The sequence below is a fragment of the Rhizobium sp. BK196 genome (assembly GCF_014193255.1).
GTDB lineage: Bacteria > Pseudomonadota > Alphaproteobacteria > Rhizobiales > Rhizobiaceae > Rhizobium.
In genome coordinates this window covers 1-19,057 of record NZ_JACHZB010000003.1, presented here as the reverse complement: position 1 = coordinate 19,057, position 19,057 = coordinate 1, and the positions used below count along the sequence as shown (strand labels likewise).

Below are 19,057 nucleotides of genomic sequence, written 5' to 3'. Positions count from 1 at the left end.
TCTTCTTATGCCGTGATGTTCTTCAGCGCGTGCAGCGCCAGGATGTAGCTGTGAGACCCGAAGCCGCAGATCACGCCCTTGCATGCGGGTGCGATCATCGACTTGTGGCGGAATTCTTCCCGTGCATGCACGTTGGATATGTGGAGCTCGATGACGGGAATGGAAATGGCACGGATCGCATCGTGCAGCGCGACCGACGTATGCGTATAGGCGCCTGCATTGATGGCAACGCCGGCGGCCTTTTCGTCCGCCTCGTGAAACCAGTCCACCAGCGTGCCTTCGTGATTGCTTTGGCGGAAGTCGATGTCGAAACCGAGTTCGCGGCCCGCAACCTTGCAGTCCGCCTCAATGTCCTTGAGCGTCTTGCCGCCATAGATGCCAGGTTCTCGCTTGCCCAGCATATTCAGGTTTGGCCCGTTCAGGACAAAGATCGTTTGCGTCATCGAATGTTCCGTCTGGCGCAGTGGCTCTTGATTCTCTTGGAATCAAGCGACCGCTACGCGGTTCAATGTATTCATCGCGTCAGATGCCCAGCTGTTGGCAGCAAAGGCACGGGAATGCGCGAGCGCCACCTATAGACTCCACGCGGACTTATTGAAAGCCCTTACAGAATCGGCAGGGGACGTCGCGCCATGTTTGTCCACATGGCTGAAACGCTTCGATTTAGGCGATTTGATGGGCGCAGGTTCAGCAGCTCGTCTTGCCGCAGGCCCGCATGTTCTTTACCTTGGCTTCAAGATCGTCGATGCCGACGGCGCCGGGCACCATTTCGTTTCCGATCACATAAGATGGGGTACCGCTGATGCCGAGATTGGCGGCGAGCTGATAGGTCGCCTGCACGATGTCATCGTTCGGGCTCTTTTTCATCTCGGCGCGGATCTTGTCTTCACCGACGCCGAGGGAAGAGGCGACCTGGATTGCGGTGTCCTCGGAGGCGCGGCCGTCGCTGCCGAGCAGCGCTACGTGGAAATCGCCGTACTTTTCCGGCGCAAGCCGGCGGAAGGCATCCGCCACGCGATGTGCCGCGACCGAATCCGGCCCGAGAATCGGAAACTCCTTCAGCACAAAGCGGACATTCTTGTCCTTCTTCAGGAGCGCCTGCATGTCGGGCAGGGCGTGGCGGCAATAAGTGCAATTATAGTCGAAGAACTCAACGACGGTGACATCGCCTTTCGGGTTGCCGAGCGTCACGTCATTTTTTGAATCGAAGATCCCGTCCGTATTGTTCTCGATCGCCATGGTGGCCTTCACCTGCTGGGCCATCTGCTGCTTTTTTTGCAGCGCGTCCTGCACCTCGAGCATGATCTCCGGATTCTCGATCAGATACTGCTTGATGAATTCACCCAGTTCCTTCTTCTGCTGGTCATCGAATGCAAATGCCTGAGCCGGAAGTGCGATAGAGGCTGCAAGCGCCAGCGCGGTGAGCGTTTTGGAGAAGAAGGCCATGGTATCCTCGTCGTCGGCTGATGGATTTTCGAAGCGAAAAATATCATCGCCGGGTTAATGGGCTTGGATGCGTCCGCATCAAATTACGGCGCGTCGGGCCGCCATCAAACAGGAATTTTCCTCCGATCCAAGCCCTCGCGGGATTGTGATGAGCCGATTATTGCGGCAATTGTCTGGCCTTTATGTGAAGCCAGGCAGGAAGTGATGGTGTTTTCCATATCGAAACGCAGCGAAGTCGAACCATTCCACGCCATGGATGTTCTGGCCGAAGCGACGAAGAGACGTGCAGGCGGTCATCCCGTGATTTCCATGGCTGTCGGCCAGCCCTCGCATCCCGCACCCCGGGCAGCCCTTGACGCAGCCCGCACGGCGCTCGCCGAAGGACGCATCGGCTATACGGATGCGCTTGGCACAGCACGGCTGAAACATGCGCTCGCCTGGCATTATCGCGATCGCCATGGCCTCGAGATCGATCCAGCCCGCATCGCCGTCACGACAGGCTCATCGGCCGCCTTCAATCTCGCTTTCCTGTCACTTTTTGATGCCGGCGACGCGGTCGCCATCGCCCGGCCAGGCTACCCGGCCTACCGCAACATCCTTGGTGCTCTTGGCCTCCATGTGGTCGAAGTGCCTGTCACGGCGGAGACGCATTTCACGCTGACGCCCGAAAGCCTCGAAGCGATCCAGCAGGAAAAGGGCGTGAAGCTGAAGGGCGTGCTGCTGGCAAGTCCTGCTAATCCAACTGGCACAGTCACCGGCCGCGAAGGCCTGAAGGCGCTTGCCGCCTATTGCGATGCCAATGACATCGCCTTCATCTCCGACGAGATTTATCACGGCCTCACCTTCGCAGGCGAAGAGACGACTGCACTGGAGCTGAAGGGCGAAGCAATCGTCATCAATTCCTTCTCCAAATATTATTGCATGACCGGCTGGCGTATTGGCTGGATGGTACTGCCGGACCGGCTGGTGCGCCCGATCGAACGCGTCGCCCAGAGCCTCTACATCTCGCCGCCGGAACTTTCGCAGATCGCCGCCACCGCAGCGCTCGGCGCCAGCGAGGAGCTGGATCGCGTCAAGGCAAGCTATGCCGCCAATCGCAAATTGCTGCTCGACCGGCTGCCGAAGATCGGGCTTGCGCCGGCGTCGCCGATGGACGGCGCCTTCTACGCCTATGTCGATGTGTCGCGCTTCACCAATGACAGCATGGACTTCGCGCGGCGCATGCTGGCGGAGATTAATGTCGCCGCCACACCTGGCCTTGATTTCGATCCGGTGGAAGGACCGCGCACCTTGCGCATGTCCTATGCCGGTTCCGAGGCCGAGATCGCCGAGGCGGCAGAGCGCATCGGTATGTGGCTGAAATAAGCGAGGCTTAGGTTCGGTATTCCGGCACCTGCCGGTCGAGAACGCGCTTGACGCTTTCGAGATGCAAGCGCGCACTTTCCGGATCGCCTTCGCGCATCTGCTTTGCCGCCTGTTCAGCGATATCTGTGGGAACCGGGATCAGCGAACGCCCGGTACTCATCGCCTTGAGCTGAACCTCTGCCGCACGTTCCAGATAGTAGAGATCGTCCCAGGCTTCGGCGATGTTTGGCGCACAAACCATGACGCCATGGTTCTTCATGAACAGGATATCCTTATTGCCGAGTACGGCGGCGATCCGGTCGCCCTCCCGTTCATCGAGGGCCAGTCCGTTATAGTTCTCGTCGACGGCGACGCGGCCATAGAATTTCAGTGCGGTCTGTCCGGCCCAGATGAAGGGATCGCCTTCGACCATGCTGAGCGCCGTCGCATTCGGCATATGCGTGTGGAAGGCCGCGCCGACGCGCGCCGACATCTTGTGCAGCCGGGCATGGATGAAGAAGGCGGTTGCCTCGGGCACGCCGTCGCCGGCAACGACATTGCCTTCAAAATCGCAGATCAGTAGTGAGGAGGCGGTCGCTTCCTGGAAGGCCCAGCCAAGCCTGTTGACGAGAAAGAGATCGGGATGGCCGGGCACGACTGCCGAGAAATGGTTGCAGATGCCCTCCTCGAGCCCGAGCCGTGCAGCCATACTGAGGCACGCCGCTAGATCGACACGCGCCTGCCAGATCTCGTCCGTATCGAGGGGCAGGTTGCGCAGTATCGCCGACTGTCCCTTCGCCAGGTTCAGTTCATGAGCCATTTTTCGTCTCCAATCGCGTCAATTACATCCAGCCGTTTGCGGCAAAAAGACCGGACACCTTGTCGAGCGTCGGCACGGTCTCGTCGGGGCGGTAGTCGCTGAGCGGTGTCCTTCCCGTGCCGCGATCGACCCAGATCGTACGAAAACCGAGTTCGCGTGCAGCGGCAAGGTCAAGATGCGGGCTGGCGCAGATATGCAGGAGATCATCCCTCCCGATGCCGAGTCTTTTCCAGGCGTGCCGGAAGATCTCCGGCGACGGCTTATAGGCTTCCGCCTGTTCCGCGGTAATAACCCGGTCGACGAAACCGCCGAGCTGCGCGACATTGCCCGCGATGATCGCGTCGTCCGTATTGGAGATGATGGCGAGCCGGAAACCGGCAGCCTTCAGCTTGCCGAGCGTCTCGACCACTTCGGGGAAGGGCGGCATCCGGCCGATCGACGAGGTCAGCAGATCGGCATCGGCAATGTCAAATGGCAGGCCGAACTCCTGCATCGCCAATTGCAATGCGAGAGCCGTGACCTGTTTGAAAGATCGGTACGGCTTCTGCTGTTCCAGTTCGTGCTCATGGCGGTCATAGACGGCAATGAAGCTCGTCTGGTCGATATCTTTGCCCTTGGCCGACAATATCGCATCCATGGCGGCAAGCAGGCCCTCATCCCATTGGATCAGCGTCCCGTAGCAATCGAAGGTCAGCCAGGTTGGTTGGTTTCCGGAAAGGGTCATCTCTCATCTCCATGATTTGCCTCATGTTGACAAAGAACACCGCCATTGAGAAATTAAATGTGATAATTACAGATAGTGGAAAATCGAATGAGCCTCGCCTTCGACCTCGATCTCCTCCGGACCTTCGCAGCGGTCGTCGATGCCGGCGGCTTCACGCGGGCGGCTGAGCGTGTTCACCTTACCCAGTCCACCGTTAGCCAGCAGATCAAGAAGCTCGAGGCCAACATCGGCCACACCCTGCTTCTGCGCGACAAGTCGACAGGTGGCATCCAGACGACGGAGGAGGGCGAGGTACTCCTGAGTTATGCGCGGCGTCTCCTGGCGACAGCAGAAGAGGCAATGGATGTGATGCGCCAGCCTGCTGCTCCCAAGACCGTCAGGCTCGGTGTGCCCGAGGATTTTGCCGGCCGCAGACTGATTGATCTCCTGTCGGGTTTTTCCGCCGCCTCTCCGCATATAAGGCTCGATACGGTGAGCGGCTGGAGCGTCGAGCTTCGTCGCCTTCTGGAAGTCGGCGAGATCGATCTTGCGCTGATCAAGCGCGAACCCGGAGACGGTGCCTCTCTGGCAAGTTGGAAAGAAGAATTGGTCTGGGTGGAGAGCATGAGGCCTTCGGCGAGGGACGAAACGGTGCCGCTCGCCGTCTTTCCGATTGGGTGTATCTACCGTGAAAGGGCGATCCGCTTCATCGAGCGCAGCGGACGGCGCTGGCGCATAGCCTATACGAGCCAGGGCTTGATGGGCGTACAGGCGGCAGTCGCATGCGGCCTCGGCATCAGCCTGCTGCCGTCGGACGCGGTTCTGCCGGAGCACAGGAAGCTTGGAAGTGTCGACGGCTTCGATCCGCAGCCGGCATCGGAACTCGCCCTCGTCAAAGGACGGTTGCGCCTGTCGGCGGAAAGCCGCTCGCTCGCCGATTTCCTCGTGGCGAATCTTTAGGTCCGTGAGGAGAACAGCGAAGCGAGCGTCGAGGTCGGCTTGTTGCTCATCCGCGGCACGACGACGAGCTGGCGGATTTCACCGCGTTTGTAGGCGGCGAGGAAGCGCTTGTAATCCTTGAAGGAAATGCAGCCGTTGGAATCGCCGTTCTTGCCAAGCATGTAGGTATGCGCCAGCAGACCGACCCGGTTGAAGATCGCGTCGGAACCTTGTATCGGCGTCAGGCGAATGGCCGCCACGCCATGGAACAGGGCTTCGCGCATCGTCAGGTTATAGGTGTGCGGCGGCGTCGGTCCGCGCATCTTCTGATCAATGTAACGCGGGTTGTCGCGCATCTTTCCGAGACCGGAATGAGCCTCCAGCCGCTCGCCGTTCGGCAGGTAAACCGTCGCGTTTTCGATATCGTAGATCGCGACACCGGCGCGCAGGCGCGGTGTAAAGACCGGTTTGTCGTAGCGCGGCACCGCATCGTCGTCGTTATCTTCGATCGGTGAATTCGGCTTGGCATAGGCAAGCACAGGCTCGGCAGTTCGCTGCGATCCCTTGGTGGCCGGCGCCGGCTTGCCGACGAGGCCGTCGGGCCGCGCCATCGGCAGCGGTACGGAGTCCTCGTTGGGCGCAAGAACCAGATCGAAGGGCGGCGCGCCATCCTCCGCTTCGGCGACTTCGATCTCTGCCCGGCTATCGGCGGCAGGAGCGGCAGCGCGGTTGGTCGGCAGTGGCTCGATCGGAACGGGCGTTACGCGCGGCCCGGCTTCGGCAAGCGCGAGCATAGCCGGCATTTCAGCCTCGGCGATTGCTTCCTTCGACGGAATGATGATCCGGTCGGCGTCATCTTCGGCGGGCGCGGCGGCAGCGGTATCGACGGCCGGCCCAGAGCTCTTGATGGTATCTTCCTTGCTGAAGCGCAGATTGTCGGAGAGGGCGACCGGCTGAAGTTGCGCGACTGCAACGGCGAGGCGATTGGTCTTGGAGAGAGCCAGCTTTGCATTCGAGGCAGCAGATGTGCTTTCCGCATATGACTGGATCAGCTGTGCCGTCAAAGGCACTACCGGCTTGGCATCGAATGCAACAAGGCGTGATGCCTTGTTCACGCGGATGAGCCGCTCATGCATAACGGCAGCAGGTGTCGCCCTTGACGCGACAGCAGCCGGGGAAATCTCCTTCTGCGAAGAGAACGGCATCGGCACGGATTGCATTGTTGCAACAGTGCCGATAAGCCATGTGGAGGTCAAAAGTCCGGCGATTGCGATGCCGGTGAGTAAACCGCGAGACCTGCCTGAACGAACAGGGGATCCGCCAAAAGGGGCGACGTCATTGAACGTCCCTACCGCAAACGCCATACTCAACTCGTCTTTCAAAACGCGCTACGCAGGCCGGCAGCCTGACTGACTGATCTTTGCCGGAGGCGCTAACTGCCCAAAAAGGCCGAATTTTGGCCTATCCGCGACATGCGACCGTTTCTTAAGGATGACGAACTATGGTTTCCAATTGGTTTACAGGCGAAGCGCTCTGTTTCGATTGTCGCGAAAAGATACGTAATATTTTAGAGAAAGCTATTTTTCAAAGGCTTGCTCTCCATCGCGTGTCGTCACTCGGTGATTGTTGCTCCGATGGCCAGAAAATTTTCTGCCATCAGCTGCGCGCCATCACATAGCTGCCCGGAGCTTCCTCGATCGCATTGAGTGCTGCTCCGCCCACCTTGCGGGCAGCCACACGCTCGCCGGCCTGCGACTCGATCCATGCATGCCAGTGCGGCCACCAGGAACCCCTCGTTTCCTTTGCCTTGGCGAGCCATGCATCATAGTCGCCCTTGGCCGGTCCGCCGGTCCAGAACTGGTACTTATGCTTGTCCGGCGGGTTGACGACGCCGGCAATATGGCCGGAACCCGCGACGACGAACTTCACCTTGCCGCCGAAGAACTGGCTGCCGACGAAGACGGAATTCGCTGGCGCGATATGATCCTCGCGGGTCGCGAGATTGTAGATGGGAATCTTGATGTCCTTCAGCGACAAGGTCTTGCCGTCGAGGACCATCTCATCCTTGGTCAGCGCATTCCTGAGATAGCAGTTGCGCAGGTAGAAGGCATGATTGGCAGCAGCCATGCGAGTCGAATCGGCATTCCAGAACAAGAGGTCGAAGGGCAGGGGCTCCTGGCCCTTCAGATAGTTGTTGACGAAGTAGGGCCAGATGAGTTCGCTTGCCCTGAGCATGTTGAAGGCCGTCGACATGCGTGAGCCGTCGAGATAGCCGAGCTCCTGCATATGCGCTTCCAGCGCCTGCAACTGCTCCTCGTCGACGAAGACCTTCAGGTCGCCGGCATGGGTGAAATCGACCTGCGTGGTGAAAAGCGTCGCGCTCTTGATGTGTTTGTTCTTCTCCTTGGCGTGCAGCGCCAGCGTAGCAGCAAGGAGCGTGCCGCCGACGCAATAGCCGATGGCGTTGACTTCCTTCTCTCCGGTCGCCTTCTCGACCGTTTCCAGTGCATAATCGATGCCTTCCCTTGCGTAAGCCGTCCAATCTTTCAGCGCATGGCGGCTATCCGGATTGACCCAGGAGATGACGAAGACGGTATGTCCCTGGTCTACGCACCATTTGATGAACGATTTCTGCGGGTTGAGATCGAGGATGTAGAATTTGTTGATCCATGGCGGGCAAATCAGCAGCGGCCGTTTGAGCACGGTTTCCGTCGAAGGCTCGTACTGGATGATCTGGCAGATCTCGTTCTGGGCGATCACCTTGCCGGGCGTCAGCGCCATGTCGCGGCCGACGGCGAATTTGGTCATGTCGGTCTGGCGAAGCCGCAGTTCGCCGCGACCGGCAATGATATCCTCGGCCAGCATCTTCATGCCGCGCACGAGGTTTTCGCCACTGGTCGCAATCGTTTCCCGATAGACCTGCGGATTGGTGAGCGCGAAATTGGTGGGTGAGAGCGCCGCGGTGATCTGCTTCACATAAAAGCCGGCTTTGTGTTTCGTGTGCTCGTCGAGTCCTTCAGTCTCGGCCACCAGCTTTTCGGCCCAGTCGGCAGTCACGAAATAGACCTGCTTTAAAAATTCGAAGAAGGGATTCTTCTGCCAGTCTTCGTCGGCGAAACGTTTATCGACGCGAGCGACCGGTTCCGCTGCCACCGGGCTGCCCTGCATCCTCTGCATGGAGTTCATCCAGATGCCGAAGAACGAGCCCATCAGCTGCGTTTGCGCTTCGAAGGTTCGGCGCGGATCTGAAATCCAGTATTCTGTCACCTTGGAGAGCGTCTTCACTATATCGGTGACGGGTTCGGCAACTGTGTCGGAGATTTCGCCGCGCTCGCGCGGGCCAAGCCATGCCGAAGCTGCCTTGCCGAGATTTTCGAGCGCACGGGCGAGGTTCATCGCCATGGCCTCGGGATCCTTCAGGAGATAGGGATCGAGATCCTTGGCGTCGAAATCCACCTTGGCACCATTCTCCCGCTTGCTGTCGGTCACGCACTTCCTCCGGCGGCAGCATCCACTGTTTGTTCGTTGTACATCTGCTGTATCGAAGAAAACAAGTTCCGCCCGCCCGCTCTCATGCTATTGCTTTGTCGCTGCGACGAATTTAACAGTCGAAGTAGGCAGGATTGGATCATTAGGCATGACGACGACAGGCATTGGGCATATCGCGACCTTCACCCGCACCGCAGCAATCTGCGCGGCGGCCGCGGCCATGGCCTTTGCGCTTGCCGGATGCAACAAGACAGCCGAGGAGAAGAAGGCCTTCGCCCAGCGCATGGCAGCGCCGACGGCTGTCGTGATGCCGGCCTCCAAGGGCGAACCCGTTGAAGGCGGCCTGACCAAAAGCCGGGACGGCTACCCGTCGTTCGGTGCGCCACTGACGGCCGCCAACGTGCAGATGAGCGACGAACAGGCGGCCGAGCTTCAGCATCAGCTGACGGCCCTCAGCGCCAAGCGCCAGTCGGGTGCGATCTCGGAAGCCGAGTATCAGCGCCGCGTAACCGAGATGCGGGAACTGGCGGCCCGGCACGGCGCCGAAACCCTCTCCGAAATCACCAAATAAGCCTTGCCTTTAGGGCGATTTGGACGCAAAGCCTTCCGGATGGATCGGAAGATGCAATTTTCCCGATAATGCGCGTCGTGCGCGGCTTCTCCGTCAAAGATTTGCCGCGCAGTTAAGCTGAAGAGGAATACGGCGCTGCGAGTCTGAAGCTCGTATCGCAGATGCCGGGAGACGGAACGAGCTTCGACAGCGGTCAAGTTGGCCGCATTTCCATGGGGAAAGAGATGGAAGAGTTTCACAAAGTCCGGCGTTTGCCGCCTTACGTTTTCGAACAGGTCAACCGTTTGAAAGCGAGCGCGCGAGCGGGCGGGGCTGACATCATCGACCTCGGCATGGGAAACCCTGACCTTCCGACCCCCCAGGCGATCGTCGACAAGCTCTGCGAAGTCGTTCAGGACCCGCGCACCCACCGCTATTCGTCCTCCAAGGGCATTCCCGGTCTGCGCCGCGCCCAGGCTGCCTACTATGCACGCCGATTCGGCGTGAAGCTGAACCCGGACACGCAGGTGGTCGCCACCCTCGGCTCCAAGGAAGGCTTCGCCAATATGGCGCAGGCCATCACCGCCCCGGGCGACGTCATTCTCTGCCCGAACCCGACCTACCCGATCCATGCTTTCGGCTTTCTGATGGCAGGCGGGGTGATCCGTTCCATGTCGGTCGAGCCGGATGAAAGCTTCTTTCCGCCGCTCGAACGCGCCGTCCGCCACTCGATCCCGAAGCCGCTGGCCCTGATCCTGAACTATCCGTCGAACCCGACGGCTTTTGTTGCCAGTCTTGACTTCTACAAGGACGTCGTCGCCTTCGCGAAGAAGCACGACATCATCGTGCTCTCGGACCTCGCGTATTCGGAAATCTACTTCGATAGTGAGCCCCCACCGTCGGTTCTGCAGGTTCCGGGCGCTATGGATGTGACGGTTGAATTCACCTCCATGTCGAAGACCTTCTCCATGCCCGGCTGGCGCATGGGCTTTGCCGTCGGCAACGAACGACTGATCGCGGCGCTGACGCGGGTGAAGTCCTATCTGGATTACGGCGCTTTCACGCCGATCCAGGTTGCGGCGACCCATGCGCTGAACGGCGACGGTTCCGACATCGCGGAAGTCCGCAACGTCTACAAGCGTCGCCGCGATGTCATGGTCGAAAGCTTCGGCAAGGCCGGTTTCCAAGTGCCGCCGCCGGCCGCCACCATGTTTGCCTGGGCAAGGATCCCGGAAAAGTTCCGGCATCTTGGCTCGCTGGAATTCTCCAAGCTCCTGGTGGAGAAGGCCGACGTCGCCGTTGCCCCGGGCATCGGCTTCGGTGAGATGGGCGACGACTACGTGCGTCTGGCCCTCGTCGAGAACGAGCACCGAATTCGCCAGGCTGCGCGCAATATCAAGAAGTTCATGTCGACGGCCGACGAGACGATGCATAACGTCATCTCGCTCAACGCCCACCGTTAATTCCAACCTCGAAGACAGCCGCAAAATTGCGGCTGTCTCTCACCAGACATTTCAGGATCGATCCATGGCAGATGCCCTTAAAATCGGCATTGCGGGCTTGGGCACCGTTGGCGCCTCGCTTGTTCGCATCATCAAGCAGAAGAGCAACGAACTTGCAGTCACCTGCGGCCGCCCGATTGCGATTACGGCAGTTTCCGCTCGCGAGCGCGCGAAAGACCGTGGCATCGATCTGACCGGCATCACCTGGTACGAGCGCCCGGAAGAACTGGCTGAAAAGGCCGACATCGATGTTTTCGTCGAGCTGATCGGTGGCGCAGAAGGTGTTGCTAACATCGCTGTTCGCGCGGCTCTCGCTCGTGGTCTCCATGTGGTGACTGCCAACAAGGCGCTGCTTGCCTATCACGGCGTGGAGTTCGCGACGATCGCGGAAGAAAAGGGCTCGCTCTTGAATTTCGAAGCGGCCGTTGCCGGCGGCATCCCTGTCATCAAGGCGCTGCGTGAATCGCTGACGGGCAACACGATCTCGCGCATCTACGGCATCATGAACGGCACCTGCAACTACATCCTCACAAAGATGGAGAAAGAGGGCCTGTCCTTTGCCGATTGCCTGAAGGAAGCCCAGCGCCTCGGTTATGCCGAGGCCGATCCAGCCTTTGACATCGAAGGCAACGACACCGCTCACAAGCTCTCGATCCTGACGACGCTTGCCTTCGGCAACAGGATCGCTGCTGACGATATCTATCTCGAAGGCATCACCAATATCTCGATCGAGGATATCCGCGCCGCAGCCGATCTCGGCTACCGCATCAAGCTGCTTGGCGTCGCCCAGCGCACGGACACCGGCATCGAACAGCGGGTGCATCCGACCATGGTGCCAGTCGATTCAGTCATCGCCCAGGTCGATGGTGTCACCAACGCAGTCGCAATCGAATCCGATATTCTCGGCGAACTGCTGATGGTCGGCCCAGGTGCCGGCGGCAGTGCCACGGCCTCTTCTGTGCTCGGCGATATCGCCGACATCGCCAAAAGTCAGCCGGGCGCCCAGCGCGTTCCCGTTCTCGGCCATCCCGCCAAGTCGCTGGAGACTTACCGCAAGGCGCAGATCCAGAGCCACGAGGGTGGTTATTTCATCCGCCTGACCGTTCTCGACCGCACCGGCGTTTTTGCGAGCGTCGCCACCCGCATGGCAGAAAACCAGATTTCGCTGGAATCGATCGTCCAGCGTTCCAAGCAGCATCTGGCGCCCTCGCATCATCAGACGATCATCCTCGTCACCCATGCAACGATGGAGGATTCGGTGCGCAAGGCGGTCGCGGCGATCAAGGAAGAGGGCTATCTCGTCGGCGAACCACAGGTGATCCGCATCGAACGTCCCAAGGAAGAATCCTGACTCTTTGTGCCAATTGGAACGACTGAGCCGTCCGGGTCGCTCGGACGGAATTTCTGTTGGCAATCACAGCATTTCACCAAAGTCTATATTAACAGATATGCAGATGTCGATATAATCGATCCCTGAACTGTTGGAGTCGTGGGTTGAGGAATATTGAGCATACGGATGATCATGCTCACACCGAGCTTGAGAGTCCTCGGGGGGAATTACAGAGATATGATCCGACGAAGCCGGCAGCGGCCCTTGAATGCGAGGGGCCGCGAGGGCGGAATTGGGCCACGCTCCTGATCCTGCTTTCGATCCTCTTCGTCCAGCTGCTTGCTATCGGCTTGGTTATCCGGGCAATTTTCTGGTAATCCACAGGCTTGAAATCACCGCTTTGCTATCTTCCCTGCATCTGTAAAAAGGGCAGATGATGAAAGCGGAGTTTGGCATGGCAGATCAGGTCGATCCGGTACCGCGTGCCTTCCTGGGCGTCGAAAAATCGGTTCTCGACAATCGCTGGGTTTCACGTCTCGATCAGGCGGGGCAGAACCGCGCGCTCGCCATGTCGCAGATGCACGGCCTGCCGGATCTGATCGCGCGTGTGCTTGCCGGCCGTGGCGTGACCGTGGACGAGGCCGTCGAATTCCTCGATCCCACCATCCGCAGCCTCATGCCCGACCCCTACAAGCTGACGGACTGCGAGAAGGCAGCCAAGCGTCTTGCCGCTGCGATCCAAAGTAGTGAGCCCGTGGCGATCTTCGGTGACTACGATGTCGACGGCGCTGCGTCCTCCGCGCTCATGTATCGCTTCCTGACCCATTTCGGCGTCAAGGCGCATATCTACATTCCTGATCGCATCTTCGAAGGTTACGGCCCCAACCCGACGGCCATCAATCAGTTGATCGACAACGGTGCTAGCCTGATCGTCACGGTCGACTGCGGTTCCACCAGTCATGAGGCGCTGGCGGCTGCCGCGAACCGTAACATCGATGTCGTTGTCATAGATCATCACCAGGTGACACACGAGCTGCCGCCCTGCCACTCCCTCGTCAATCCAAATCGCGAAGACGATCTTTCCGGGCTAGGGCATCTTTGCGCGGCCGGCGTCGTCTTCATGGTGCTGGTGGCAACGCTGCGCCTGCTGCGTGAGTCCGGAGACAAGCGCATTCTCGCGATCGATCTCCTGCAATGGCTGGATATCGTGGCACTCGCGACCGTCTGCGATGTCGTGCCCCTCAAGGGCCTCAACCGCGCTTATGTCGTCAAGGGGTTGGTCGCCGCGCGCCACCAGAGCAATGCCGGTCTTGCGGCACTATTCCGCAAGGCGGGCTTGGCTGGGCCTGTTACGCCCTATCATTTTGGCTTCCTGATCGGGCCGCGCATCAATGCGGGCGGGCGAATCGGCGATGCAGCGCTGGGAAGCCGCCTGCTGACGCTCGACGATGCCATGGAAGCCGAAACCATCGCCCAGCGGCTGGATGAGCTCAACCGCGAACGGCAAGCCATGGAAGCGGCCATGCTGCAGGAGGCCGAGGCCGAAGCGATGGCCGAGTATGGAGACGGCGAGGGAGCTTCCGTCATCGTCACCGCGCATGAGAAATGGCACCCCGGTATTGTCGGCCTCATTGCCGCGCGCCTGAAGGAGAGGTTCAAGCGACCCGCCTTCGCCATCGCATTCGATCCATCAGGCAAAGGTACGGGCTCTGGCCGTTCGATCAGCGGGTTCGACATGGGCAGGATGGTTCGTGCTGCGGTCGATGAGGGACTGCTCGTCAAGGGCGGTGGTCACGCCATGGCGGCCGGTCTTACCGTTGAGCGCGGCAAGCTTGGCCTCCTGAGAGCCTTCTTTACAGAGAAGGCACAGAAGACGGTGTCGGCCCTGGTCGTCAATGAAACGCTGAAGATCGATGGCGCCATCGCTGCAAGTGGTGCAACGATCGAGCTCATCGACCGTCTGGAAACGGCAGGCCCTTATGGTTCTGGACATTCGCAACCAATTTTTGCCGTGCCGGCGCATCGTGTGCGCGATTCCCGCCTGGTCGGCGAGCGGCATGTGAAGGTGACGCTGGAAGCCATGGACGGTGCTCGCCTCGACGGCATCGCCTTCAGGGCTGCGGAAACGCCCCTCGGCAATCTGCTTCTCAACTCTCGCGGCGCCAACCTGCATGTCGCAGGCTCTCTCGGTGCCGAACATTATCAGGGCTCGCGCAGAATCCAGCTGCGCATCAGTGATGGTGCGCCGGCCAAGTGACCGGCCGAAAGGCAATCGGCCAAGAGGGCGGGTCGGCTGCGGCCGGAAAAGGGTTGCTTTCCGCGAGGAAGAGTGACGGGCATAACAAGCAGCATGCCACCCTCAATCCGCCCATCGCGGCAGCGAGCGTGCCGAAATAACTCTATAAAAATAAAATGAAATAATTGAGGAAAGTGGCACGCCCTAGGGGAGTCGAACCCCTCTTTACAGAATGAAAATCTGTCGTCCTAACCGATAGACGAAGGGCGCGTGCTGTGGTGGCGCCCTTATAGTCAGCACCTTTCTGTACCGCAAGCGGCAAAATGAGAATTTTTCGCCGGATTATGCAGATTTTTGCTGGGCTTGTGGAAAAGTGGAGAAGGGACGGGAATGATTGTCTTCGCCGGATCTATCACTGCCTGAATTGTTGGCCTGCAGCCGTCGGTCACCAGGTGCAGGGACGATTTCGTTCTTTGTGAAACTTCCGTCGACGGCTCTTTTTGGTACGCCCTAGGGGAGTCGAACCCCTCTTTACAGAATGAGAATCTGTCGTCCTAACCGATAGACGAAGGGCGCAGGCCTACAACTCAAATAGGAAAGCGCAACGCGTTCCGCAAGCGGTAAGTATAGTGTCGATTTGGAAGAAGAAGTGGCACGCCCTAGGGGAGTCGAACCCCTCTTTACAGAATGAAAATCTGTCGTCCTAACCGATAGACGAAGGGCGCGTGCTGTGGTGGCGCCCTTATAGTCAGGCACTTCCGATCCCGCAAGCGGCAAATACGAAATTTTTCAAAAAAATGACAGGCCGTTTCCCGTTGTGGAAAATGAAGATTATTGCAGCCGAATCAAAGAGCTGCAGCGGCGGACGAAAATCCCCTGCCGGCCAGTTCCCCTGCGTTATGCTTTCAGAGGAGTGAAGGTCAGATCGCCCTTGCCGAAGCAACCGGCGCGTTCTTGCGGCCACAGCCCCAGTTCCAGTCGCGAGCATTGCCCGTGTCCAGATGGACCGAATCCGTGTGGCAATAGGTGCCGACGCCGCCGCGGTTCGGGAGCGATCGGATATATTCGGCGATATCCCATTTGCTGACGCCATTGATCTGGATATCGGCTGCTTCGCAGCTCTTGTGCATCGATTCCTCTGCACCTCCGACTTCACGGTTGTGCTGCGGATCGCGGTAGCCTGACGTGACGACAACTGGCTTGCCGAAATGAGTTTCGACTGTCTTGATGACCCGCATGAGGTCCGGCTTGAAGCAGCCGACCTGGACGCTGTCGTTCTGCACATGCAGGCCATTTGGCGCGATGCGCGTCATGCCGGGCAGCGATGCCTTCTGAAGGAGCCCGGAGAGGCTGCTGAGCAGGTTCTGCTTCGGCGCGCTGTAGAGCGCGTTCATTGTCGATCCCGGAATGCTTCCGCCGGCAAGTGAGGCAGTTTGATCAGGCGCCAGCTTCGTGCTGGTATTCTGTGACGACTGCTGCGGCAGCATCTCGCCCTGTTGCAACTCCGGCGGCACGCTGAATACGCTAGATCTTGGGCCGGCATTCTCAGGTGCGTAGGCGTTCACGCCCTGCGGCTGGATAACCGTTGAGGTCGAGTTGTTCTGCGGCAGCGGCTGATGATCGGAAAAGATGCTCATCGCCTGCGCGTTGATTCGCGTCGACTGCATGACAAGACCACCGATATTGGCCGGCTGCTGCTGTTGCATTGCCGAATCTACGGGCGCAGCAGCCATTGCCGCATTCGGATCCTGAGCCGCAACCTGCGGATCGACGCCGGAAACATTGGTCAGCATTGGATCGCGATAGAGCTGTTTCGGCGCGGGGGACGATGCGGCGGGCATTGCCGCTGCAAGCCTCGGCGCCGGCTGTCGCTCCGCGACCGGTGTGGCGACGGCGGCCGAATCAAGCGCCTTCTTGTCGGAGACGCAGCCGGAAAGCGCCAGGATGGAGCTGGCGATCAGCAAAGCACCGACAGCCCGTCGGCGCGAAGGAGCAATCCGCTTGTTATTTCTGGTCAACCGAGAATTCTCCGGTGAATGCGGAAGGCGCCCGAAAGCGCGCTTCCGTTAAGATGGAACCGAAGAGTGCCTCGTGAAGCTTGCCTGCAGCTTGGCTTACCAGGCGCCGGTATTGCCCATGGATAACCAGGGTTCGGCCGGAGCCAGTTTTTCGCCCTTCTGCAGGATCTCTATCGAGATGCCGTCGGGCGAGCGAACGAAGGCCATATTGCCGTCGCGCGGCGGGCGATTAATCGTAATGCCGTTGTCCATCAATTTCTGGCAGATCGCGTAGATGTCATCCACCTCATAGGCGAGGTGACCGAAATTGCGTCCTCCAGTATAATCCTCCGTGTCCCAGTTATAAGTAAGCTCCAGACAAGGGGCTTTTTCGCTGCGGGCGCGGTCGAGATCATCGCGAGCGGCCAGGAAAACGAGCGTGAAGCGGCCCTTCTCGTTCTCATGGCGGCGGATTTCCTCGAGTCCGAAGAGTGTGGTGTAAAAATGGAGGGAAGCGTCGAGGTCTTTGACGCGAACCATGGTGTGGAGATAACGCATTGTGTTTCCTCTCTCTATTTAGGCTAGCCCATCTGGAGTAACAGACACCAGCTTCGGGCAAGTCATCTCGATAAAATGTACAGTTGGGAATAACCGAAAACTAGGACTTGCGCTTATCCGTTACCAAGATGTTAATCTTGATTTCAAGAATCAGTTAACCGTAACAGTGTGACGCGTATTGAGGGGCTGGCGACATGGCTGACAGGATTTCATCGAATGGCTTCACCGACATTGAAGAGTTGTCGGCGGAACCGGTTGACCTCGTTGAAATCACCGGCGTGGTGAAATGGTTCGACGTGGCCAAGGGCTTTGGCTTCATCGTACCCGACAATGGCATGCAGGATGTACTGCTGCACGTAACCTGCCTGCGCCGCGACGGCTACCAGACCATCCTTGAAGGCACCCGCATCGTCGCGCTCATTCAGCGCCGCGAGCGTGGCTATCAGGCTTTCAAGATCCTTTCCATGGACCAGTCGACTGCGGTCCATCCGTCGCAGCTGCCGCCGGTTCGCACCCATGTGCAGGTAACGGCAACGAGTGGCCTCGAGCGCGCGCTGGTAAAGTGGTTCAACCGTACCAAGGGCTTCGGCTTCCTGACCCGCGGTGAGGGTACGGAAGACATCTTCGTGCATATGGAAACGCTGCGCCGCTTCGGCCTCACCGAACTGCGTCCCGGACAGGTGGTGCTGGTGCGCTTTGGCGACGGCGAGAAGGGCCTGATGGCTGCCGAAATCCATCCTGACGTTCCGAGTCCGGTTGGCCGGTCTCACTGATGCGCAGCCTGTTTTCTTCTGAGATGTTGAGAAGCGCCTTTATGGCGCTTTTTTTCATGGCCGCCCTGCCGGCATTCGCGCAGCAGGACATGCACTTCGATAGAGAACCGTTGATCATCCAGACGGCTGCCGGCAAAATGCTGCACTTCACCGTAGAGATCGCTGCCACCGGCGACCAGCGCGCCTACGGTCTGATGTTCCGCAAGGCAATGGCTGAAGACGCCGGCATGATCTTTGATTTCGGCGTATCGCGGCGTGTAACCATGTGGATGGAAAATACAGTCCTGCCTCTCGACATGCTCTTTGCGGACGACAGGGGCGTGATCACCCATATCAAGGAAGACGCGACACCTTATTCCCGCGATATCATCGATTCGATGGGTGACGTTCGCTATGTGCTCGAGGTGAATGCCGGCACAGCCCGCAAGCTCAATATCCGTCCCGGTGATCGCATCGTCAGCGCCACGACAACGAAAAAGGCGAAGTAAGCCTGTGAAAACTGCCGGGGAAGGCAGATTTATGGGGTTGCTAGGGCACGGGGAAGCGTGTATTTCCGCTCCCATCAAAGGCTCGGAGTGTAGCGCAGTCTGGTAGCGCATCTGGTTTGGGACCAGAGGGTCGGGAGTTCGAATCTCTCCACTCCGACCATTATTCTCCCTGTCCATACCGAAGACATAGGTAACAGAACGTACCTAAGACATGGGTGACAACCTCGTGCCGAACGGGTTGTCGATGGTTTGCAAGGTTCTCTGCTCCAGGTCGATATATCCCAGATCATAATGCATGAAGCTGACGAGCCAAATACCGTCGTCGACTTCCTTGATGCCGAGTTTCTGTCCGGCCAGCACGGTCGAGATGTTGATCTTCTTGCGATAGATGCAGATGCGGCCGCAATTGGTGACCAGCGCCTCCCTGTCGTGGAAGGGGTAGTCGACCTCCGGCAGGCCTTGATAAGGTCGCGATGAGACTGTGTAGAGATCTGCCGGCATCTTCATGTCCAGCGCCTCGTGTGGCCGCTCCTGATTGAATTCGCTGACGAATGCATCGAATCGGGCCTGCTGCTGGAGGATGTTTCTGCCAGCTGGCCGAGTGGCCTCTTGTTTCAGCGTCAGGTGCATGCGCTCATGCCGGCCGTTTTGTTGGGGACGGCCCGGCCTGATGCGCTCGAGGCCGATCCCAAGCCTCAGCCACCACACCGACAGTTTGGACAGATTGTAGAGGCCGTTGGGGCTGGCGAAGGGGAGTCCATTGTCGCTGCGGATCGCCGCCGGCAGGCCACGCTCGGCAAACAGCCGCCGAAAGGCGTCGAAGACACCTTGCTCGCGCGTCGACTCGAAGGCTTCACAGCAAAGAAGATATCGTGACGTCTG

General features: G+C 59.1%; 17 protein-coding genes and 4 tRNA genes. 9 read left to right on the top strand and 12 right to left on the bottom strand.

Annotated elements, in window-relative coordinates:
• Positions 1 to 5: 5 nt before the first annotated feature.
• Both aroQ and FHT78_RS11170 read right to left on the bottom strand, forming a co-directional pair.
• Positions 6 to 443, bottom strand: a complete 438-nt coding sequence (gene aroQ, locus FHT78_RS11175; protein ID WP_183743544.1) for a type II 3-dehydroquinate dehydratase — start codon at positions 441 to 443, stop codon at positions 6 to 8.
• Positions 444 to 687: 244 nt separating this feature from the next.
• Positions 688 to 1,446, bottom strand: a complete 759-nt coding sequence (locus tag FHT78_RS11170; protein WP_183743542.1) for a DsbA family protein — start codon at positions 1,444 to 1,446, stop codon at positions 688 to 690.
• Between the two features lie 207 nt (positions 1,447 to 1,653).
• Between FHT78_RS11170 and FHT78_RS11165 the strand changes: the two genes are divergently transcribed.
• Positions 1,654 to 2,811, top strand: coding sequence for an aminotransferase class I/II-fold pyridoxal phosphate-dependent enzyme (locus tag FHT78_RS11165; RefSeq protein WP_183745315.1), 1,158 nt, complete (start codon positions 1,654 to 1,656; stop codon positions 2,809 to 2,811).
• A 7-nt stretch (positions 2,812 to 2,818) separates the two neighbouring features.
• Here the strand turns inward: FHT78_RS11165 and FHT78_RS11160 are convergent, their stop codons facing one another.
• Together FHT78_RS11160 and FHT78_RS11155 are read right to left on the bottom strand one after the other, a co-directional pair.
• The gene (locus FHT78_RS11160) at positions 2,819 to 3,610 is read right to left on the bottom strand and encodes an aldolase (RefSeq protein ID WP_183743540.1); all 792 of its coding nucleotides are present in this window, start codon (positions 3,608 to 3,610) and stop codon (positions 2,819 to 2,821) included.
• Positions 3,611 to 3,632: 22 nt separating this feature from the next.
• Complete coding sequence (locus FHT78_RS11155) at positions 3,633 to 4,334, bottom strand: haloacid dehalogenase type II (protein ID WP_183743538.1); 702 nt, start codon at positions 4,332 to 4,334, stop codon at positions 3,633 to 3,635.
• Positions 4,335 to 4,421: 87 nt separating this feature from the next.
• Here FHT78_RS11155 and FHT78_RS11150 point away from each other — a divergent pair, with 87 nt between their 5' ends.
• Positions 4,422 to 5,273 carry a LysR family transcriptional regulator gene (locus FHT78_RS11150; protein ID WP_183743536.1) on the top strand — a complete coding sequence of 284 codons (852 nt, stop codon included), beginning with the start codon at positions 4,422 to 4,424 and terminating at the stop codon, positions 5,271 to 5,273.
• On the opposite strand, the gene FHT78_RS11145 is transcribed toward FHT78_RS11150, so the two are convergent.
• Together FHT78_RS11145 and phaC are read right to left on the bottom strand one after the other, a co-directional pair.
• The gene (locus tag FHT78_RS11145; protein ID WP_183743535.1) at positions 5,270 to 6,616 is read right to left on the bottom strand and encodes a DUF2778 domain-containing protein; all 1,347 of its coding nucleotides are present in this window, start codon (positions 6,614 to 6,616) and stop codon (positions 5,270 to 5,272) included. The genes FHT78_RS11150 and FHT78_RS11145 overlap by 4 nt on opposite strands.
• 292 nt (positions 6,617 to 6,908) lie before the next feature.
• Complete coding sequence (gene phaC, locus FHT78_RS11140; RefSeq protein ID WP_183743533.1) at positions 6,909 to 8,741, bottom strand: class I poly(R)-hydroxyalkanoic acid synthase; 1,833 nt, start codon at positions 8,739 to 8,741, stop codon at positions 6,909 to 6,911.
• Positions 8,742 to 8,889: 148 nt separating this feature from the next.
• Here phaC and FHT78_RS11135 point away from each other — a divergent pair, with 148 nt between their 5' ends.
• The 4 genes from FHT78_RS11135 to recJ all read left to right on the top strand — a co-directional run bounded on the left by FHT78_RS11135 (position 8,890) and on the right by recJ (position 14,380).
• Positions 8,890 to 9,312, top strand: coding sequence for a hypothetical protein (locus tag FHT78_RS11135; protein ID WP_183743532.1), 423 nt, complete (start codon positions 8,890 to 8,892; stop codon positions 9,310 to 9,312).
• 224 nt (positions 9,313 to 9,536) lie between these two features.
• Entirely contained in the window at positions 9,537 to 10,754 is a 1,218-nt protein-coding gene (locus FHT78_RS11130; RefSeq protein WP_183743531.1) for an LL-diaminopimelate aminotransferase, read from the top strand.
• A gap of 64 nt (positions 10,755 to 10,818) precedes the next feature.
• Positions 10,819 to 12,144, top strand: a complete 1,326-nt coding sequence (locus FHT78_RS11125) for a homoserine dehydrogenase (RefSeq protein ID WP_183743530.1) — start codon at positions 10,819 to 10,821, stop codon at positions 12,142 to 12,144.
• 433 nt (positions 12,145 to 12,577) lie between these two features.
• Positions 12,578 to 14,380, top strand: a complete 1,803-nt coding sequence (recJ, locus tag FHT78_RS11120) for a single-stranded-DNA-specific exonuclease RecJ (RefSeq protein ID WP_183743529.1) — start codon at positions 12,578 to 12,580, stop codon at positions 14,378 to 14,380.
• 174 nt (positions 14,381 to 14,554) lie between these two features.
• Here recJ and FHT78_RS11115 read toward each other — a convergent pair.
• From FHT78_RS11115 to gloA, 5 genes are all read right to left on the bottom strand, one after another.
• A tRNA-Glu gene (locus tag FHT78_RS11115) sits at positions 14,555 to 14,629 on the bottom strand.
• A gap of 231 nt (positions 14,630 to 14,860) precedes the next feature.
• Positions 14,861 to 14,935, bottom strand: a tRNA-Glu gene (locus FHT78_RS11110).
• A gap of 74 nt (positions 14,936 to 15,009) precedes the next feature.
• A tRNA-Glu gene (locus FHT78_RS11105) sits at positions 15,010 to 15,084 on the bottom strand.
• A gap of 195 nt (positions 15,085 to 15,279) precedes the next feature.
• Positions 15,280 to 16,377, bottom strand: a complete 1,098-nt coding sequence (locus FHT78_RS11100; protein ID WP_183743528.1) for a D-Ala-D-Ala carboxypeptidase family metallohydrolase — start codon at positions 16,375 to 16,377, stop codon at positions 15,280 to 15,282.
• A gap of 96 nt (positions 16,378 to 16,473) precedes the next feature.
• A complete protein-coding gene (gene gloA / locus FHT78_RS11095; RefSeq protein WP_112545722.1) occupies positions 16,474 to 16,914 on the bottom strand; it encodes a lactoylglutathione lyase in 441 nt (146 codons plus the stop codon).
• 194 nt (positions 16,915 to 17,108) lie between these two features.
• On the opposite strand from gloA, the gene FHT78_RS11090 reads away from it, so the two are divergent.
• The 3 genes from FHT78_RS11090 to FHT78_RS11080 all read left to right on the top strand — a co-directional run bounded on the left by FHT78_RS11090 (position 17,109) and on the right by FHT78_RS11080 (position 18,335).
• The gene (locus FHT78_RS11090) at positions 17,109 to 17,687 is read left to right on the top strand and encodes a cold-shock protein (protein ID WP_112545721.1); all 579 of its coding nucleotides are present in this window, start codon (positions 17,109 to 17,111) and stop codon (positions 17,685 to 17,687) included.
• The gene (locus FHT78_RS11085) at positions 17,687 to 18,175 is read left to right on the top strand and encodes a DUF192 domain-containing protein (protein ID WP_183743526.1); all 489 of its coding nucleotides are present in this window, start codon (positions 17,687 to 17,689) and stop codon (positions 18,173 to 18,175) included. The genes FHT78_RS11090 and FHT78_RS11085 overlap by 1 nt, the downstream gene beginning before the upstream one ends.
• Positions 18,176 to 18,258: 83 nt before the next feature.
• A tRNA-Pro gene (locus FHT78_RS11080) sits at positions 18,259 to 18,335 on the top strand.
• A 44-nt stretch (positions 18,336 to 18,379) separates the two neighbouring features.
• Here the strand turns inward: FHT78_RS11080 and FHT78_RS11075 are convergent.
• On the bottom strand, positions 18,380 to 19,057 hold a 678-nt coding region (locus tag FHT78_RS11075; protein WP_183743525.1), incomplete at its 5' end, for an integrase core domain-containing protein.

Coding starts and splice junctions, on each gene's coding strand:
- aroQ (WP_183743544.1), bottom strand. CDS start 443: ATGACGCAAACGATCTTTGTCCTGAACGGGCCAAACCTGAATATGCTG.
- FHT78_RS11170 (WP_183743542.1), bottom strand. CDS start 1,446: ATGGCCTTCTTCTCCAAAACGCTCACCGCGCTGGCGCTTGCAGCCTCT.
- FHT78_RS11160 (WP_183743540.1), bottom strand. CDS start 3,610: ATGGCTCATGAACTGAACCTGGCGAAGGGACAGTCGGCGATACTGCGC.
- FHT78_RS11155 (WP_183743538.1), bottom strand. CDS start 4,334: ATGACCCTTTCCGGAAACCAACCAACCTGGCTGACCTTCGATTGCTAC.
- FHT78_RS11150 (WP_183743536.1), top strand. CDS start 4,422: ATGAGCCTCGCCTTCGACCTCGATCTCCTCCGGACCTTCGCAGCGGTC.
- FHT78_RS11145 (WP_183743535.1), bottom strand. CDS start 6,616: ATGGCGTTTGCGGTAGGGACGTTCAATGACGTCGCCCCTTTTGGCGGA.
- FHT78_RS11135 (WP_183743532.1), top strand. CDS start 8,890: ATGACGACGACAGGCATTGGGCATATCGCGACCTTCACCCGCACCGCA.
- FHT78_RS11130 (WP_183743531.1), top strand. CDS start 9,537: ATGGAAGAGTTTCACAAAGTCCGGCGTTTGCCGCCTTACGTTTTCGAA.
- FHT78_RS11125 (WP_183743530.1), top strand. CDS start 10,819: ATGGCAGATGCCCTTAAAATCGGCATTGCGGGCTTGGGCACCGTTGGC.
- recJ (WP_183743529.1), top strand. CDS start 12,578: ATGGCAGATCAGGTCGATCCGGTACCGCGTGCCTTCCTGGGCGTCGAA.
- gloA (WP_112545722.1), bottom strand. CDS start 16,914: ATGCGTTATCTCCACACCATGGTTCGCGTCAAAGACCTCGACGCTTCC.
- FHT78_RS11090 (WP_112545721.1), top strand. CDS start 17,109: ATGGCTGACAGGATTTCATCGAATGGCTTCACCGACATTGAAGAGTTG.
- FHT78_RS11085 (WP_183743526.1), top strand. CDS start 17,687: ATGCGCAGCCTGTTTTCTTCTGAGATGTTGAGAAGCGCCTTTATGGCG.